The organism is Sphingomonas sp. (genome assembly GCF_042096255.1).
Lineage (GTDB): Bacteria > Pseudomonadota > Alphaproteobacteria > Sphingomonadales > Sphingomonadaceae > Sphingomonas.
The window spans coordinates 1-17278 of record NZ_JBELLZ010000077.1 but is presented as its reverse complement, the minus strand read 5'-3'; the positions used below and the strand labels follow the sequence as shown (position 1 = coordinate 17278).

Annotated in this window: 11 protein-coding genes and 1 pseudogene; 10 read left to right on the top strand and 2 right to left on the bottom strand. The window is 66.7% G+C overall.

Features of this window, described 5'->3' with window-relative positions; all coding sequences use genetic code 11:
- Positions 1–453: 453 nt before the first annotated feature.
- From ACFDTH_RS13590 to ACFDTH_RS13580, 3 genes are all read left to right on the top strand, one after another.
- Positions 454–918, top strand: a complete 465-nt coding sequence (locus ACFDTH_RS13590) for a hypothetical protein (protein ID WP_375288080.1) — start codon at positions 454–456, stop codon at positions 916–918.
- 21 nt (positions 919–939) lie between these two features.
- Positions 940–2856 carry a calcium-binding protein gene (locus tag ACFDTH_RS13585; RefSeq protein WP_375288079.1) on the top strand — a complete coding sequence of 639 codons (1917 nt, stop codon included), beginning with the start codon at positions 940–942 and terminating at the stop codon, positions 2854–2856.
- Between the two features lie 203 nt (positions 2857–3059).
- Complete coding sequence (locus tag ACFDTH_RS13580; protein WP_375288078.1) at positions 3060–3278, top strand: hypothetical protein; 219 nt, start codon at positions 3060–3062, stop codon at positions 3276–3278.
- Positions 3279–3290: 12 nt separating this feature from the next.
- Here the strand turns inward: ACFDTH_RS13580 and ACFDTH_RS13575 are convergent, their stop codons facing one another.
- The gene (locus ACFDTH_RS13575; protein WP_375288077.1) at positions 3291–4739 is read right to left on the bottom strand and encodes a hypothetical protein; all 1449 of its coding nucleotides are present in this window, start codon (positions 4737–4739) and stop codon (positions 3291–3293) included.
- An 84-nt stretch (positions 4740–4823) separates the two neighbouring features.
- On the opposite strand from ACFDTH_RS13575, the gene ACFDTH_RS13570 reads away from it, so the two are divergent.
- From ACFDTH_RS13570 to ACFDTH_RS13540, 7 genes are all read left to right on the top strand, one after another.
- On the top strand, positions 4824–7229 hold the full coding sequence (locus tag ACFDTH_RS13570; protein ID WP_375288076.1) for a glycogen/starch/alpha-glucan phosphorylase: 2406 nt from the start codon (positions 4824–4826) through the stop codon (positions 7227–7229).
- Complete coding sequence (gene glgB, locus ACFDTH_RS13565) at positions 7226–9376, top strand: 1,4-alpha-glucan branching protein GlgB (RefSeq protein WP_375288075.1); 2151 nt, start codon at positions 7226–7228, stop codon at positions 9374–9376. Before ACFDTH_RS13570 ends, glgB begins: the two co-directional genes overlap by 4 nt.
- A gap of 155 nt (positions 9377–9531) precedes the next feature.
- The gene (gene glgC / locus ACFDTH_RS13560; protein ID WP_375288074.1) at positions 9532–10785 is read left to right on the top strand and encodes a glucose-1-phosphate adenylyltransferase; all 1254 of its coding nucleotides are present in this window, start codon (positions 9532–9534) and stop codon (positions 10783–10785) included.
- Positions 10786–10915: 130 nt separating this feature from the next.
- Positions 10916–12358: a glycogen synthase GlgA gene (gene glgA / locus ACFDTH_RS13555; RefSeq protein ID WP_375288073.1), complete on the top strand. Its 1443-nt coding sequence runs from the start codon at positions 10916–10918 to the stop codon at positions 12356–12358.
- 66 nt (positions 12359–12424) lie between these two features.
- Positions 12425–14041: an alpha-D-glucose phosphate-specific phosphoglucomutase gene (locus ACFDTH_RS13550; protein ID WP_375288072.1), complete on the top strand. Its 1617-nt coding sequence runs from the start codon at positions 12425–12427 to the stop codon at positions 14039–14041.
- 81 nt (positions 14042–14122) lie between these two features.
- Positions 14123–15256, top strand: a complete 1134-nt coding sequence (locus ACFDTH_RS13545) for an acyltransferase family protein (protein WP_375288071.1) — start codon at positions 14123–14125, stop codon at positions 15254–15256.
- A gap of 100 nt (positions 15257–15356) precedes the next feature.
- Positions 15357–17090 carry a glycogen debranching protein gene (locus ACFDTH_RS13540; protein ID WP_375288070.1) on the top strand — a complete coding sequence of 578 codons (1734 nt, stop codon included), beginning with the start codon at positions 15357–15359 and terminating at the stop codon, positions 17088–17090.
- On the opposite strand, the pseudogene ACFDTH_RS13535 reads toward ACFDTH_RS13540, so the two are convergent.
- Positions 17087–17278 (bottom strand): annotated as a pseudogene (locus tag ACFDTH_RS13535) (nitronate monooxygenase); the annotation flags it as partial. The gene ACFDTH_RS13540 and the pseudogene ACFDTH_RS13535 overlap by 4 nt on opposite strands.

Sequence of the window (17278 nt, the reverse complement as noted above, 5' to 3'; positions counted from 1 at the left end):
CGGTCTTGCCGTCCTCGAAGCGGAGCATGTTCTCCAGCAGCACCTTCATCGAGAAGGGCAGGCGGCTGATGTCGCCGAACTTATCGGCGGCGACGCTGAGATCGTAATAATCGTAGGACGTGCCGCCGGCCTGGAGGGTCTTGCGGGCATTCAGGGTATCGTGGCCGATGGCGGTCATGCGGGTCCTTTCCACAGGTGCGGCCCGGACCGGGCGCGGCGGGGAGGCGGACCGGTGGAACCGATCGCGCACGGGCGCGCCCGGAGCGGGCGTAAAGAGTCTGGCGCGCGCCTTAGCGCGCACGCGGGGCGGGGGGAAGGGCGCGGGCGGGGTTGCGAGACGTTCGCAGGACGGGGTGACACTGAGCGTCAGCGGCGTCCAGTTGACGAACAGCACCCCTTTGGTGATCAACCTTATACAAAAGGTCGATTCAACAAGACACGGAGCGCGGTCCGATGATGCAAATGCGCAGCCTGACAGGACGGGGAGGCGCATCGAACGTGCGCAGCTGGGGCGTTGGCGCTATGCTATTAGCCAATCTGGTTTTCGTGATCGCCGGCTCGACGGCTCGCGCCGGGCCCGCCACCTATGATGGCTCGCCATTGCCTGAGGGGCTGCGCCAGCTCCGCGGAGAAGAACTTCGACAAAGGGTCATCGGTGCGGAGGTCTATGGCGTGGGCACGAAGGAAACATCGCCTGAGCCAGAGACTTTTGGTGTTGATGGAAAGTACACAGCAGTAGTGATATTGTATCAAGTAGTTTTGCCCTATTTAGTTTACGAGGATAAGATCTGCGTGCAATTTGCACAGGGGCTTGGATGTTATCAGTTCTACGTTGACGCCAGAAATAGGCAGTATTACACTCGACCGTTCGACGCCGGTGAGCAGATTATTAGGATTGCAATCGAGCGTGGGAGATAGGTTGAGCGTGGGAGATAGGTAATGTCCAAGTCAAGTGTTTTGCAAAGCTTGATCTTGTGGTCTCGTGGTGCATGGACACCATTTACCTATCAGACTGGATACATTCCTGACTTGCCATCAGACCCGCTTGCTTTTCAGGCTAAAATCCGAAACACTATTGGGCGATTATACGACTCCTCGCCAGAAACAGCCGCGATCCTTGAGAGTCTTGCTGCTAGAGGCGCGCTGCGTGTGGGAGATTCGCCATCGACAGGTCCGGCCTTCTGGGTTCGGGCAAACTCCGCGTCGCCTGGCGTGCCGGCCAATGACGAATATATCCTTTTCGATCCTGCACAAAGAGTGTGGGCAATCTCAGCCACTGGCACTCTGTTCCGTATGTCAGGTGATGTGGTCTTTGCTCATGAGCTCGGACATGCGAACGGGACTAAGGATCCATATAGAGACTCAGGAGGATATTCATCTGATTCTTCAATGAACGCTGGACAAATAACGGGATTAAACTCAAGCGGAATCTATTATTATTCACCTAGCTCAGTTGAATTTGAGAACGTCGTTGCAACGCAACTCAATATTAATGGAAAGCGGGTTTCGTACGATGCGGCTACGGTGGAAACTTCTACTATATTTTCGGAGCTACGAGCGCTGTACCAAGAAAGAGGAAGCCTGACAAACTCTGCGGTTGTAGACATCGTTCGGTTTGGAGATCAAGGAGGACCAAACGATAACAACATTGATTTTTCTGGGTGGGCGTCCAATCCTGCCATCTTAGCATTCGGCTTTTCTGGTAACGACTCTATGAAGGGCTCTGGAGGGAGTGATTATTTCTATGGTAGTGCCGGATCGGATACGTTGCGGGGGAGTGCCGGCGTTGATCGTCTGGTAGGTGGCGACAGCGACGATGTCTTGTATGGCGGATATGCCAACGACTATCTTGAAGGAGGTATGGGAGCGGACGCGCTCATTGGTGGAAATGGGACCGATGAAGCGAGCTACTTCTATGCTGCCAGCGGAGTGACGATCGACCTCTCGCTTCGGATAGGCGCGGCCGATCCGAGCCAGGTGACGGTCGGGTTGCTCACGAACGGCGCGGTGACGGAAGCGACCGGCGACAAGATCGCTTCGGTTGAGAAAATAACGGGATCGCGCTTCAACGATGAGTTCCATGGTGACGGTACAGGTGTTTTGTTCGTTGGCGGTGAGGGAGACGACAAGTTCTATCTCAAGCCGGGTGACTCGGCAGACGGAGGGCCTGGCGCGGACCAGTTTCACTTTAGTTCAACGGCCTTGAACGGCAGGGAATATAACGCCCTCTCGAGCGCGGAGAAGGGCGGGTATGCCTTAATGTTGAATATTCGCGAAATGATATGGAGTTTTGATGGAGATGACTGGGACTTTGTGGATGGTCCTGACAGGCGTTTTTATATCGGGTATAACGAGATCGTGTCCTTGGACGCCGAAGACCAGATATTTGTGGATGGGCAGCGCATTGTGGGTAAGTCTGTAGTTGTGGATAAGCTGTATAATAGCTTCTACGGCACTCCCATGGAAGTCGCTGAAACTAACTCCTGGCTTTCTGGTAGTACATTTGCTTATGATGGTCAACCAATATCAGGATATGAAGAATATGGCTTCTTTGAGTACACTGAAGAAGACAAGCCAGAAGTGGCTAAGTCCGGCTATATAGAGCTTGTCCACGGAGAGGGTAACTGGTATCCGCAACCCGACCGTCCGTATGCTTCACTCAAGACCGTTGATCATGGCATCCATATATCTATTGGGGACCTCTCTTCCGGTGCGGGAGGAATAAACATTAACCTTTCGTATGAACCTACCCTGGATTGGAGTTCGGTTACAATGGAACGGAACTATGGAGCTATCTCTGGCTTCGCCTCAAGCAACGAGTGGATGGACGAACTTCCCTACATTTTTCTCTTCTAAGGTCGAGCGTTCTGTTGGGAGTTGCGGTAATGTTAGAGGGACACTGTATCGGACTTTTCCTCCGCACCTAGCGCAGTGTCCCCTCGTGCCACGCAGCGCAGACCGTAACCGGGAGATCGGGCAGCCCGCCGCCACTTTCCCGCTGTCCTACAGACCCCGACATGCGATAGATGGTGCGCTCCCTCTGTCGAGAGGAGCGCATCATGGCCGTCAATCCTCGGACGCGGTGGACCGCCGATAACAGCACCCCCTTTCTTCTTGCGCTGCGCCAGCATGAGCAGGTGCGGCTGGCGGCGCGGGAGATCGGGCGGGACGAGAGCACCGCTTATGATGTGCGCAAGCGCGATCCCGATTTCGCCGCGCGGTGGCAGGCGGTGATCGAGGCGCTGGCGGCGGCGGAGAGTGGATCGGGTGGCGGCTGATCGGCCGGGGCGTCAGTGCAGCCACCAGCCCCGCGCCGGTCCGGGATCGCAGCCGCCCGCGCGCCGATACAGGCACATGCCGCGCGGCCAGCGCTCGCCCAGGGTGGCGTTGGGTGCGCGTGGCACCTTGCAGGTGACCAGGCGGTATTCAGGCGGAACGACATGGTGGCGCGCGGGCGTGACCAGCACCGCGTTGAACGAGGGAGCAAGGGCCCGGACCTCGGCCACCGTCCGCGGTTTGGCGAAATCCTCGGCCGGGGTCAGCGGATAGACCGGCACGTTCCGGTGCAGCGCTGCATAGCCACCGAACTGCCAATATTGCTGGTCGATCGTGGCGAGGCCGCAGAGCTTCGGATCCTGTCCCGCCGCCCAGGCGGCGGCCATGGTGCCGGACTGTTCGCTCCAGCGGAAGCGCCGCTCCCCGGTGAGGCCGATCAGGAGGCTGGCGGCGATCCATAGGCCGGCGGCGGCGATCGCGGCGCGGCGGCGCTGTGAGGGCTCGAACAGTTGCACGACGTTGGCGGTGCCGAACGCCGCCAGGATCACGAGCAGGGTGGAGGCGAGCAGGATGAAGCGCGCTTCCTTGTGGCCGATCGCGGTGTGGAGGAGGATGGTCGCGATCGCAGCGGCGAGCAGCACCGGCTGGCGTCGGCTGCCGAGGATGGCGAGGAAGGTGATCGGGATGAACGCCCACACCCACCATGCGCCCAGCGCCCTGAGGTAGAAGTTCGGCCCCGACACGCCGAACGTGTCCGCGGCGCCGTCGACCACGTTGCGGCGGACATTGGCCTCGATCCAGGAGAAGGGGGGCATGTGCATTGCCCAGTCGGCAGCGGCCGAGACGGCGAGCACGGGGGCGGCGCCGAGCAGCAGCAGGCGCCACGCGCCGACATCGCGCCCTGTGCGCCACAGCACCACGAAGGCGAGCACCGGGCCATAGTGGAAGCGCGCCACCGCGGCGAAGGCGAGCAGCGCGCCGGCGAGCGGCAGGTGCTTCGCGCGCAGCAGCAACGCGAAGGCTGGCAGCGCCGCGGCGGTCGCCATCGTCTCGGTCAGCGTGTGCGCGGCGTAGAAGACCTGTTCGTACCAGATCGCCGCCACCAGCGCGGCGAGCAGCCCATGCAGCGGGCTCTCGCGCCGGCCGAGCGACCAGGCCGCCCAGACGATGCCGAGCGTCGACACCGCAACCAGCAGGCGCGGGAGCAGCAGGTAGAGCTGCGTGTCCGCGACCAGCCCGCCCAGCCACATCGGCGCGGCGAGCAGCACCGGCACCGCCCAGCCGCGCATCCCGTCGCGATATTCCCAAGGCACGAAGCCGTTGCCGAACACGAGGCGATGCGATTGCTCCAGATATTGGAACACCTCGTCCGGGTGGGCCATGCTGGGATGCCAGGCCGCGATCAGGCGCAGCACGAGCGCGAGGGCGAGAAGGGCGGCGAGCGGTGTGCGCAGGCGGGTCACGCGCGCGTTCGTGCCCCGACCTGACGCGCCGCGCAACGCCCGCGGTGCGTGACAGGGCGGACGGGCGCGTTAAGCATGCGCGCCATGACCGATGCGCCCCTGAGCCCACTCGCCGAGTCGATCGTCGACATCCTCGTCCACCGGATCGGCAAGGATACGCGGGCGGCGCGGCCGCACGACTGGCTGGCCGCCACCATCTACACGGTGCGTGACGAGATCATCGAGACGTGGATGGACTCGACCCGTGCGGCGCATGCGGCGGGGGCGAAACGGGTCTATTACCTGAGCCTGGAGTTCCTGATCGGGCGGCTGCTGCGCGACGCGCTCTCCAACCTGGGACGCACGGAGAGCATCCGCGCAGCCTTGGCCGAGCTGGGCGTGGATCTGGCCGAGATCGCCGAGATCGAGCCCGATGCGGCGCTGGGCAATGGCGGGCTGGGCCGGCTGGCGGCGTGTTTCATGGAGAGCCTGGCGACGCTGGACCTGCCCGCTTATGGCTATGGCATCCGCTATGTGAACGGCATGTTCCGGCAGCGGATCAAGGACGGCTGGCAGATCGAGCTGCCCGAGACCTGGCTCCAGCACGGCAATCCCTGGGAGTTCGAGCGGCGCGAGAGCGCCTATTTCGTCGGCTTCGGTGGCGAAGTGACCGGAGACGAGCAGGGCCGCGTCCACTGGAGCCCGGCGGAAGCGGTGGAAGCGATCGCGGTGGACACGCCGGTGGTGGGATACCGGGCCAAGCGGGTCAACACGCTCAGGCTGTGGACCGCGCGCGCGTTCGACCCGATCCGGCTCGATGCGTTCAACGCCGGCGACCATGCCGGCGCGCTGGCGGGGCAGGTGCGCGCCGAGGCTTTGGTGCGGGTGCTCTACCCGGCGGATTCCACCGCGGCGGGGCAGGAGCTGCGGCTGCGGCAGGAGTATTTCTTCTCCTCCGCCTCGATCCAGGACATCGTCCGCCGCCACGTCCAGTACCATGGCGACATCCGCACGTTGGCGGACAAGGCGGCGATCCAGCTCAACGACACGCACCCGGCGGTGTCGGTTGCGGAGCTGATGCGGCTGCTGGTCGACCATCACGACCTTGCCTTCGACGAGGCTTGGTCAATCACGCAGCGCACCTTCGGCTACACCAACCACACATTGTTGCCCGAGGCGCTGGAAAGCTGGCCGCTGCCGTTGTTCGAGCGGCTGCTGCCGCGGCACATGCAGCTCGTCTATGCGATCAACGCCCGGCTGCTGCGCGAAGCGCGGGCAAAGGGCAGCGACGATCGCGCCATCGCCGCGATCAGCCTGATCGACGAAGGGGGCGAGCGGCGGGTGCGAATGGCCAATCTGGCGTTCGCGGGGGCGCACAGCGTCAACGGCGTCGCCGCGCTGCATACCGATCTGATGAAGAAGACGGTGTTCGCCGACCTCCACCGGCTCCACCCCGAGCGGATCAACAACAAGACCAACGGCATCACCCCGCGCCGCTGGCTGATGGAATCCAACCCCGGCCTGACCGCACTGATCGCCGAGGCGATCGGCGATGGCTTCCGCGACGATGCCGAGCGGCTGGCTGATCTGGAGCAATATACGAATGACGCCTCGTTCCGGGAGCGATTCAGTCAGGTGAAGCGTTCGAACAAGGTGGGCCTGAGCGATTACATCCGGGAGAGCATGGGCCTGCGGCTGGACCCGGATGCATTGTTCGACGTGCAGATCAAGCGCATCCACGAATATAAGCGCCAGCTGCTCAACATCGTCGAGACGGTGGCGCTCTATGACCAGATCCGCAGCCATCCCGAGCGCGACTGGACGCCGCGGGTCAAGGTGTTCGCGGGCAAGGCGGCGTCGAGCTACCACAATGCCAAGTTGATCATCAAACTGGCGAACGACGTGGCGCGGCGGGTGAACGGCGATCCCGCGGTGGGCGGGCTGCTGCGCGTGGTGTTCGTGCCGAACTACAACGTCAGCCTGGCCGAGCGGATCATCCCCGCCGCAGACCTTTCCGAGCAGATCTCCACCGCGGGGATGGAAGCCTCGGGCACCGGCAACATGAAGTTCGCGCTGAACGGCGCGCTGACCATCGGCACGCTCGACGGCGCCAATATCGAAATCAAGGACCGGGTGGGCGACGACAATATTGTCATCTTCGGCATGACCGCCGACGAGGTGGCGCACCGCCGCGAGAGTTACGTGCCGCGCGAGGTGATCGAGGGGTCGCCCGAGTTGCAACAGGCGCTCAATGCGATCGCCAGCGGCGTCTTCTCGCCCGACGATCCCGATCGCTACAAGGCTTTGATCGGCGGGCTGTACGACAGCGACTGGTTCATGGTGGCGGCGGACTTCGATGCCTATGCCGGGGCGCAGCGGCAGGTCGACCGCCGCTGGGCCGATCGCGACGGCTGGCAGGCGAGTGCGATTCGCAACGTCGCGGGCATGGGTTGGTTCTCCTCCGACCGTACGATCCGTGAGTACGCCCGTGACATCTGGACGGTGATGTGAGGCCGCCGCGTGGTGCTCTCGACGCGCTGCTCCAGGGGCGCCACGCGGACCCGTTCTCGCTCCTCGGCCCGCATGCCGGGCCCGAGGGCACGTTCGTGCGCGCCTTCGTGCCGGGTGCCGAGACGCTGGAAGCGCAGTCGCTCGCCGGGGAGCCGCTCGGTACGCTGGAAATGGCCGATCCCGAGGGGCTGTTCGAGGGGACGATCGCGGGCGCGCCGCAGCCGTTGAAATACAAGGCGCAGGGCTTCGGCGCCGAATGGTGGCTGACCGATCCCTACAGCTTCGGCCCGGTGCTGGGGCCCACCGACGATTTCCTGATGGGCGAGGGCACGCACTACCGCCTCCACCACAAGATGGGCGCGCACCGGATCGAGCATGAGGGCGCGACCGGCATCCACTTCGCGGTGTGGGCGCCCAATGCGCAGCGCGTGTCGGTGGTGGGCGACTTCAACGACTGGGACGGGCGCCGCCACCCGATGCGCAAGCGCGAAACGGGGGTGTGGGAGATTTTCCTGCCCGACCTGGACGCGGGCCGGGCCTACAAGTTCGAGCTGATCGGCGCGGACGGGCGCTTGCAGCCCGCCAAGGCCGATCCCTTCGCGCTCGCCGCCGAGCTGCGGCCGCGCACCGCCTCGCTCACCACCGCGCCCGACGCGCATGTCTGGGGCGACCAGGATCATCGCGCCTATTGGGCGGCGATCGACCCCCGCCGGGTGCCGATCAGCATCTACGAGGTGCATGCCGGATCGTGGGACCGCGACGAGAACGGCTGGTTCCTGACCTGGGACGCGCTGGCCGACCGGCTGATCCCCTATGTCGTCGAACTGGGGTTCACGCATATCGAGTTCCTGCCGGTCAGCGAGCATCCCTATGATCCGAGCTGGGGCTACCAGACCACCGGTCTCTATGCGCCCAGCGCGCGCTTCGGCGACCATGAGGGGTTCGCGCGCTTCGTTGACGGCGCGCACCGCGCCGGAATCGGCGTGCTGGTCGACTGGGTGCCCGCGCATTTCCCCACCGACGCGCATGGCCTGGCGCGCTTCGACGGCACCGCGCTTTACGAGCATGACGATCCGCGGCTCGGCTTCCATCCCGACTGGAATACCGCGATCTATAATTTCGGCCGCAACGAGGTTTCGTCGTTCCTGGTCAACAACGCGCTGTTCTGGGCCGAGCGCTACCATGTTGATGGCCTGCGCGTCGATGCGGTCGCCTCGATGCTGTACCGCGACTATAGCCGCAAGAGCGGCGAGTGGATCCCCAACGAGGGCGGCGGGCGGGAGAATTGGGAAGCGGTGGAGTTCCTCCGCCGGATGAATCGCGAGGTCTATGGCCAGCATCGGGGCGTGTTCACCGTTGCCGAGGAATCAACTGCCTGGCCAGGGGTGACCACCCCGGCGCATGAGGGCGGCCTGGGCTTCGGCTTCAAGTGGAACATGGGCTGGATGCACGACACGCTCCAGTACATGGCGCGTGAGCCGGTTCACCGCGCGCACCACCACAACGACATCACCTTCGGCCTGACCTACGCCTTCAGCGAGAATTATGTGCTGCCGCTGAGCCATGACGAGGTGGTGCACGGCAAGGGCTCCCTCCTCGCCAAGATGAGCGGCGACGACTGGCAGCAGTTCGCCAACCTGCGCGCCTATTACGCCTTCATGTGGGGCTATCCGGGCAAGAAATTGCTGTTCATGGGGCAGGAGTTCGCCCAGCGCCGCGAATGGAGCGAGGAGCGCGCACTCGACTGGGACCTGACCGGCAGCCACGCGCATGGCGGCGTGCGCAAACTGGTCCGGGATCTGAACCGCCTCTACCGCGAGAAGCCGGCGCTGCACGCGCGCGACTGCGAGGGCGAAGGGTTCGAGTGGCTGGTGGCGGACGATGCCGCCGGCTCGGTCTTCGCCTGGCTGCGCAAGGCGCCGGGCGAGCGGCCGATCGCGGTGATCAGCAACATGACGCCGGTGGCGCGCGTTCCCTATCGCCTGCCGGTGCCGCACGACGGCAAGTGGCGCGAGATCCTGAACAGCAACGCCCATGATTACTGGGGATCGGGGCTGGGCAATCTGGGCGGCGTGGTCGCCAAGGACGGCGCCGCGCTGGTCGCGCTGCCCCCGCTCGCCACGGTGATGCTGGAGTGGGCGGGGTGAGGAGAGTTTGCCCCTCCCTGGAAGGGAGGGGTTGGGGTGGGTGGAGGCCAGGCGATACGGCGCTGCATGGGATAGCGGCAGACGTACCATCGGGCCTCCACCCACCTCCGGCCCCTCCCTCTTAGGGAGGGGAGGCTAGGAAAGGAGAACAGGGGATGGATCGCTTGAGGCAGCCACTCGCGCGCGACGCGATGGCCTATGTTCTGGCCGGCGGCCGCGGCAGCCGGCTGCACGAGATGACCGACACCCGCGCCAAGCCCGCGGTCTATTTCGGCGGCAAGAGCCGGATCATCGACTTCGCCTTGTCGAACGCGGTGAACAGCGGCATCCGCCGCATCGGCGTGGCGACGCAATACAAGGCGCATTCGCTGATCCGTCACCTGCAGCGCGGCTGGAACTTCCTGCGGCCGGAGCGCAACGAGAGCTTCGACATCCTGCCCGCCAGCCAGCGCGTGTCCGAATTCCAATGGTATGAGGGCACCGCCGACGCAGTGTACCAGAACATCGACATCATCGAGGCGTATGGCGTCGAATATATGGTGATCCTGGCCGGGGATCACATCTACAAGATGGATTACGAGCTGCTCCTCCAGCAGCATTGCGACAGCGGCGCGGACGTGACGGTGGCCTGCCTGGAGGTGCCGCGGATGGACGCGGTCGCCTTCGGCGTGATGCATGTCGACGAGCACGACCGGATCATCGACTTTGTCGAGAAGCCCGCCGACCCGCCGGCGATGCCGGGCAAGCCTGATGTCGCGCTCGCCTCGATGGGCATCTATGTATTCAACACGCGGTTCCTGATCGAGGAGTTGCGCCGCGACGCCGCCGCCGAAGGCTCGGCGCGCGATTTCGGCAAGGATATCATCCCGCACATCGTCAAGCACGGCAAGGCGGTGGCGCACCTGTTCTCGCGCTCCTGCGTGCGCTCGACGCACGAGGCGGGCAGCTATTGGCGCGACGTGGGTACGGTGGACGCATACTGGGCGGCGAACATCGACCTGACCGACGTGCTGCCCGAGCTGGACCTGTACGATCGGCACTGGCCGATCTCGACCTATTCGGAACTGACCCCGCCGGCCAAGTTCGTCCACGACATCGACGGGCGGCGCGGATCGGCGGTGGCGAGCCTGGTGTCGGGCGACTGCATCGTCTCGGGCGCGTCGGTGCATCGGTCGCTGCTGTTCACCGGGGTGCGTGCGCACAGCTTCGCGATGCTCGACGAGGCGGTGGTGCTGCCCTACGTCCACGTCGGCCGCGGCGCGCGGTTGCGCAAGGTGGTGATCGACCGCGGCGTGGTGATCCCCGACGGGCTGGTGGTGGGCGACGATCCCGAGCTGGACGCCCAGCGCTTCCGCCGCACCGACAATGGCGTGGTGCTGATCACCCAGCCGATGATCGACCGGCTGTGAGCGCGAGACCTACGATCCGCCCCTGCAAGGGGAGGTGGCTCGCGCAGCGAGACGGAGGGGTGTCGCGCTATCGAGGGGGGGATACCCCTCCGACGCTGCGCGCCACCTCCCCTTGCAGGGGAGGACGGGCGTGAACGTCCTTTCCGTCGCTTCCGAGGCCTTTCCGCTGGTCAAGACCGGCGGGCTCGCCGACGTGGTCGGCGCGCTGCCCGGCGCGCTGTCGCCGCATGGCGTGGCGGTGACCACTTTGGTGCCGGGCTATCCCCAACTCGCCGAGGCGGTGCGCGGGCGGGTGCTCGCCAAATGGGACGACCTGCTCGGCGTGCAGGCGCGGCTGCTCGGCGGCGAGATCGCGGGGCATGCTTTGCTGGTGCTCGACGCGCCCGAGCTGTTCGCGCGCGCGGGCGGGCCCTACGCCGATGCGGACGGGCGCGACTGGGACGATAACTGGCGCCGCTTCGCTGCCCTCGGCCGCGCCGCCGCCGACATCGCGGGCGGCAAGGTGGGGGGCCACGGGTATGACATCGTCCACGCGCACGACTGGCAGGCGGCGATGGCGCCCGCCTACCTCCGCTACGATCGCGAGGCAGGCACCACCGTGGCCAAGAGCCTGGTCACCATCCACAACATCGCCTTCCAGGGCTGGTTCGATGCGGGGGTGTTTCCGTATCTGGCGCTACCCGGCCATGCCTTCGCGCTCGACGGGGTCGAATATTATGGCGGCGTCGGCCTGCTCAAGGCGGGGCTGGTCTCCGCCGACGCGATCACCACCGTCAGCCCCACCTATGCGCAGGAGATCCGCACGCCCGCGTTCGGCATGGGGCTGGAGGGGTTGATCGCCGGCCGGGCCGCGGACGTGCACGGCATCGCCAACGGCATCGATCCCGAAGTGTGGAACTCCGAAACCGACGCGGCGCTGCCCGCGCGCTACGATGCCAAGACACTCGCAAAACGCGCGGCGAACAAACGCGCGGTCGAAAAGATGTTCGGGCTGGAGACCGGCGACGGGCCGATCTTCACCGTGATCAGCCGGCTGACCTGGCAGAAGGGCATGGACGTGCTCGCAATGGGCCTCGACGACCTGGTCGCGATGGGCGGGCGGCTGGCCCTGCTCGGCTCGGGCGACCATGCGCTGGAGCAGGCGTTCCTCGCCGCCGCGGACCGGCACCCGGGCCGGATCGGCGTGCGCATCGGCTATGACGAGCCCTTGTCGCACCTGCTCCAGGGCGGGGCGGATGCGATCCTGATCCCCTCGCGGTTCGAGCCGTGCGGGCTGACCCAGCTCTACGGCCTTGCCTATGGCTGCGTGCCGGTGGTGGCGCGCACCGGCGGCCTCGCCGACACGGTGATCGACGCCAACCTCGCCGCCGCTGCCGCGGGCGTCGCCACCGGCGTGCAATTCGCCGACCTGTCGCCCGATGGCTTGCGCCACGCGCTGCGCCGGACGATGGCGCTTTGGGAGAATCGCGACGGCTGGGCGGCGATGCAGCGGCAGGGCATGCGCGCGGACTTCTCCTGGGGGGAAAGCGGGCGGCGGTATGCGGAGCTGTACCGGAGTCTTTTGCAAGGGTGATGTGCTCCCGCGAAGGCGGGAGCCCAGACTGGGCCCCCGCCTTCGCAGGGGTACAAGAGGGCTAATATGATCCAGACGATCCAGACCACGCCGTACACCGACCAGAAGCCGGGCACCTCGGGCCTGCGCAAGAAGGTGCGCGTCTTCCAGCAGCCGAACTACGCCGAGAACTTCATCCAGGCGGTGTTCGATGCGGTGGAGGGCAAGGCGGGCACCACCCTGGTGATCGGCGGCGACGGGCGCTTCCTCAACCGCGAAGTCATTGCCAAGGCGATCCGCATGGCCGCGGCCAACGGCTTCGGGCGCGTGGTGGTCGGGCAGGGGGGCATCCTCTCGACGCCGGCGGCGTCGAACCTGATCCGCATCCGCGGCGCGATCGGCGGGCTGGTGCTCTCGGCGAGCCACAACCCGGGCGGCCCCGACGAGGATTTCGGGATCAAGTACAACATCGCCAACGGCGGCCCCGCGCCCGAGAAGGTGACGGAAGCGATCCACGCACGTACACTGGAGATTGCCGAATACCGGATCGCGGACGGCGCGGTCGACATCGACACGCCTGGCGAGACGCGGCTGGGCGAGATGATCGTCGAGGTGGTCGATCCGGTCGCCGATTATGCCGCGCTGATGGAGCAGCTGTTCGACTTTGCCGCGATCCGCGCCGCGGGGCTGACGGTCGCGTTCGATGCGATGAGCGCGGTGACCGGCCCCTATGCCACCGAGATCCTGGAGCGGCGCCTCGGCTTCGCGGCCGGCACGGTGCGTAACGGCACGCCGCTGGAGGATTTCGGCGGCCACCATCCCGATCCGAACCTGGTCCATGCGCGCGAGCTGTACGAGCTGATGATGTCGCCCGAGGCGCCCGACTTCGGGGCGGCGAGCGACGGCGACGGCGACCGCAACCTGATCGTCGGGCGCGGGCGCTTCATCACACCCTCGGACAGCTTGGCGATGCTCGCCGCCAATGCGCACCTCGCGCCCGGCTACGCCGCGGGGCTGAAGGGCATCGCGCGATCGATGCCGACCAGCGCCGCCGCCGATCGTGTCGCCGCGAAGCTGGAAGTGCCCGCCTATGAGACGCCGACCGGGTGGAAGTTCTTCGGCAACCTGCTCGACGCCGGCATGGCGACGATCTGCGGTGAGGAGAGCGCGGGCACCGGCAGCGACCATGTCCGCGAGAAGGACGGGCTGTGGGCGGTGCTGCTGTGGCTCAACATCCTGGCGGCGGCGGGAAAGTCGGTGGACGCGATCGCGCGCGACCATTGGGCGGAATATGGCCGCAATTACTACGCGCGCCACGATTACGAGGGCGTCGACAGCGCCGGTGCGGACGCGCTGATGGCACACCTGCGCGCGCATATGGGTACGTTACCCGGCACCACCATCGGCGGGCTGACGATCGCTGCGGCGGACGATTTCGCCTATGAGGACCCGACCGACGGATCGGTGAGCCGAAACCAGGGTGTGCGCGTGCTGTTCGAAGGCGGGTCGCGCGTCGTCTTCCGCCTGTCCGGCACCGGCACCAGCGGCGCGACCTTGCGCGTCTATCTCGAACGCTACGAGCCCGCCGGCGGCGATCTCGATGCGGAGACCGGCGCGATGCTGGCCGATGTCGTCGCTGCGGCGGAGGAGATCGCCGGCATCACCCGCCACACCGGCCGCACCGCGCCTGACGTGGTGACCTGAGCGAGGCAACGGTCCGGCTTGGCTGATCGGTAACCTTTGTGTGCGACGGACGTCGCGGGGGCAACGTCTGCGGATCGGGGGATGGATCAGGACGAGCTTGGCCGCCGGCCAGGCCATGCACAGACGGCGGGGTCGCCGGCACGCTATCGCTCCGTGGAGGTGGCACGGGCGGTTGCGGCGCTGCTGGTGGTGTCGGTCCACGTGCCGACCATCCGTCACGGGCTGGACGGAAGCCCTTATCTGCACGGATTGTTCGAGTTCGGGCAGGCCGGCGTCGACATCTTCTTCGTCATCAGCGGCTTCATCATCGCCGATGTCGCGCAGCGGAGCCGCGATGCTGGCCGGTTCGCGGTGCGCCGGCTGGTCCGTATCGTCCCCTTCTACTGGCTGTTCACTGCCGCGGTGCTGCTCGTCGGGGCGCTGAAGGGGCGCGGCGCGCCGGACCCGGAGCAGATGTTCGCCTCATTGCTCCTGCTCCCGCAGCGCGATGTGCCGGTGCTGGGCGTCGGCTGGAGTCTCGAGCATGAACTGCTCTTCTACCTCGTGGTCGCCGGCCTCTTGCAGGCTGGGCGGAACCGCTACCTGCCGATTGCGATGGCGACCCTCGGCGCGGCCGCCTTTGCCTGGGCGCTGGCTCCGGCAGGGACCTCGGGGGACCTGTTCCACCTGCTGTCGCCATTCCAGCTCCAGTTCCTCGCCGGGGTCGCGCTGCATCGCTGGCGCGGCGGTGTCGCGCGGCTGCCATGGCCCGCGCTGCTGATCGCTGCCGCTCTGGCGTTCCCGGCGACGGCCGCGGTGCTGCATCTTTTCCACGGCGCGGCGGTGCCGGTGCAGCCGCTGGGCGCGCCCGGGCTGCTGCGCGTGGCGCTGTGGGGCGGGGCGGCGGCGATGCTGCTGTGTGCGCTGCTCGCCTGCGAGGCGCAGGTGCCGCGGCTGTTCGCGACGACGCCGATGCGGATCGCCGCTACGCTCGGCGAGGCGTCGTTCTCGCTGTACCTGTCGCACGCATTGGTCTTCGAACTGTTCGAGATGGCGGCGCGGCGGTGGTGGCCCGCCTCGCTGCCGCTGACCCTCACTGCGCCGGTCGCGACGGTGATGGCGGTGTTGCTGGCGTTGGCCTTCTACACCGTGGTGGAGCGGCCGTTTATGGAGCGGACGAGACGGGCGCCGCGACGGCGGCACGCCAGCCCGCCGCGGGTCGCGCTCCGGGCGTGAGCGAGCGTGGGCACTGGCGGCGTAAGGCGCGGTGGTTCAGGTTCGACGTACCAATGTCTATGCCAGTGGCATGCTCAGTCCTGACGTCGACACTCCCCGCATGACCTTCACCGTCCGCGCGCCGCGCGCTTCCGCCGTGTGGCTATGCCTGTTCGACGCGGCCGAGCGCGAGACGCGGGTGACGATGCTGCGGAATGGCGAGAACTGGTCGGTAACGGTGCCGGCGGGCGAGGGGACGCGCTACGGCTTTCGCGCCGACGGGCCGCCGCCACATGATCCGGCGAAGCTGCTCGTCGATCCGCATGCGACCGAGATCGACAAGCCGTTCGCCTATGACCCGCGACTGGGGGAGACGGGGGTCGACACCGCGACGCTGGTGCCCAAGGCGGTGGTGCGCGCGACGGTGGCGCCGGTGCACGCGCCCCGCGTGTTCCGCGAGGGCGGACTGATCTACGAGCTCAACGTGCGCGGCTTCACCATGCGGCATCCCGACGTGCCGGTGGCGCTGCGCGGGACGGTGGCGGCGATGGGCCATCCTGCGGTGATTGCGCATCTCCGGCGGCTCAATGTGTCGGCGGTGGAGCTGATGCCGATCGTGGCGTGGATCGATGAGCGGCATCTGCCGCCGCTCGGGCTCACCAACGCCTGGGGCTACAATCCCGTCGTGCCGATGGCGCTCGACCCGCGACTGGCGCCGGGTGGTGTCGCCGAGCTGCGCGACGCGGTGGCGGCGCTGCGCGCGGCGGGGATCGGCACAATCCTCGACCTCGTCTTCAATCACAGCGGCGAGAGCGACCTGTATGGCCCGACGCTAAGTCTGCGCGGGCTGGACGATGCGATGTACGCGCGCGCGCCGGACGGAACGCTGATCAACGACACCGGCACCGGCAACACGCTCGATTTCGGCAATCCAGCCGTGCGCGCGCTGGCGTTGGAGGCGATGCGTCACTTCGTCACCCAGGCGGGGGTGGACGGCTTCCGCTTCGATCTCGCCACGGTGATGGCGCGGTCGCCCGGGTTCGATCCCGGCGCGCCGATCTTCGCCGAGATCGCCGCGGATCCGGTGCTGAGGGATCGGGTGATGATCGCCGAGCCGTGGGACGTAGGGCCGGGCGGCTATCGGCTCGGCCAGTTTCCGGAGGGCTGGCTGGAGTGGAACGACCGGTTCCGCGACGACGTGCGCCGCTTCTGGCGCGGCGATGGTGGCGCGGGGCCGCTGGCGATGCGGCTGGCGGGATCGACCGACGTGTTCGGGGCCAAGCGGACCCGCAGCGTCAACTTCGTCGCGGCGCATGACGGCTTCACCCTCGCCGATACGGTCGCTTACGCCCACCGCCACAATCACGCGAACGGCGAGGACAATCGCGACGGCCATGCCGACGAGGTCAGCTGGAACAGCGGCGTCGAAGGACCGAGCGACGATCCTGCGGTGCAGGCGGCGCGCGACCTGGCGGTGCGGGGGATGCTGGCGGCGCTGTTCGCTTCGCGCGGGACGATCCTGCTGACCGCGGGCGACGAGTTCGGACGGACGCAGGGGGGCAACAACAACGCCTATGCGCAGGACGCGCTGGCGTGGCTCGACTGGACGGGGCGGGACGGGATGCTGGTGGATTTCGTCGCGCAGCTCGCGGCGTTGCGCGCGGCGCATCCGGAGATCGGCGACGCGGCGATCCGGCACGATGCGGCCTGGTTCCGGCTGGATGGCGTGCCGATGGCGGATGGCGACTGGGATGGCGCCGCGGGATTCGAGATGCGGATGGCGGTGGAGGGCGGCGTGTTGCGGGTGCGGCTGGCGCGCGGCGAGGCGCCGGTGGTGGCGGTGGTGCCGGGCTAGGCCCCTCGCGCCGCGGCCAGTTCCTGCCGCAGTATCTCGACCAGCTCCGCCGCCGGCAGCGCGCGCGCCAGTGGCGCGCCTTGGCCGGCCCAGTGCGCGCCATAGCCGTGCTCGCCCTGCGCGCGGGCGGCGGCGTGGAGCGCCTTGCCGGCGTCATAGGCGCGCGGATAGGCGAGATCGGAAGAGCA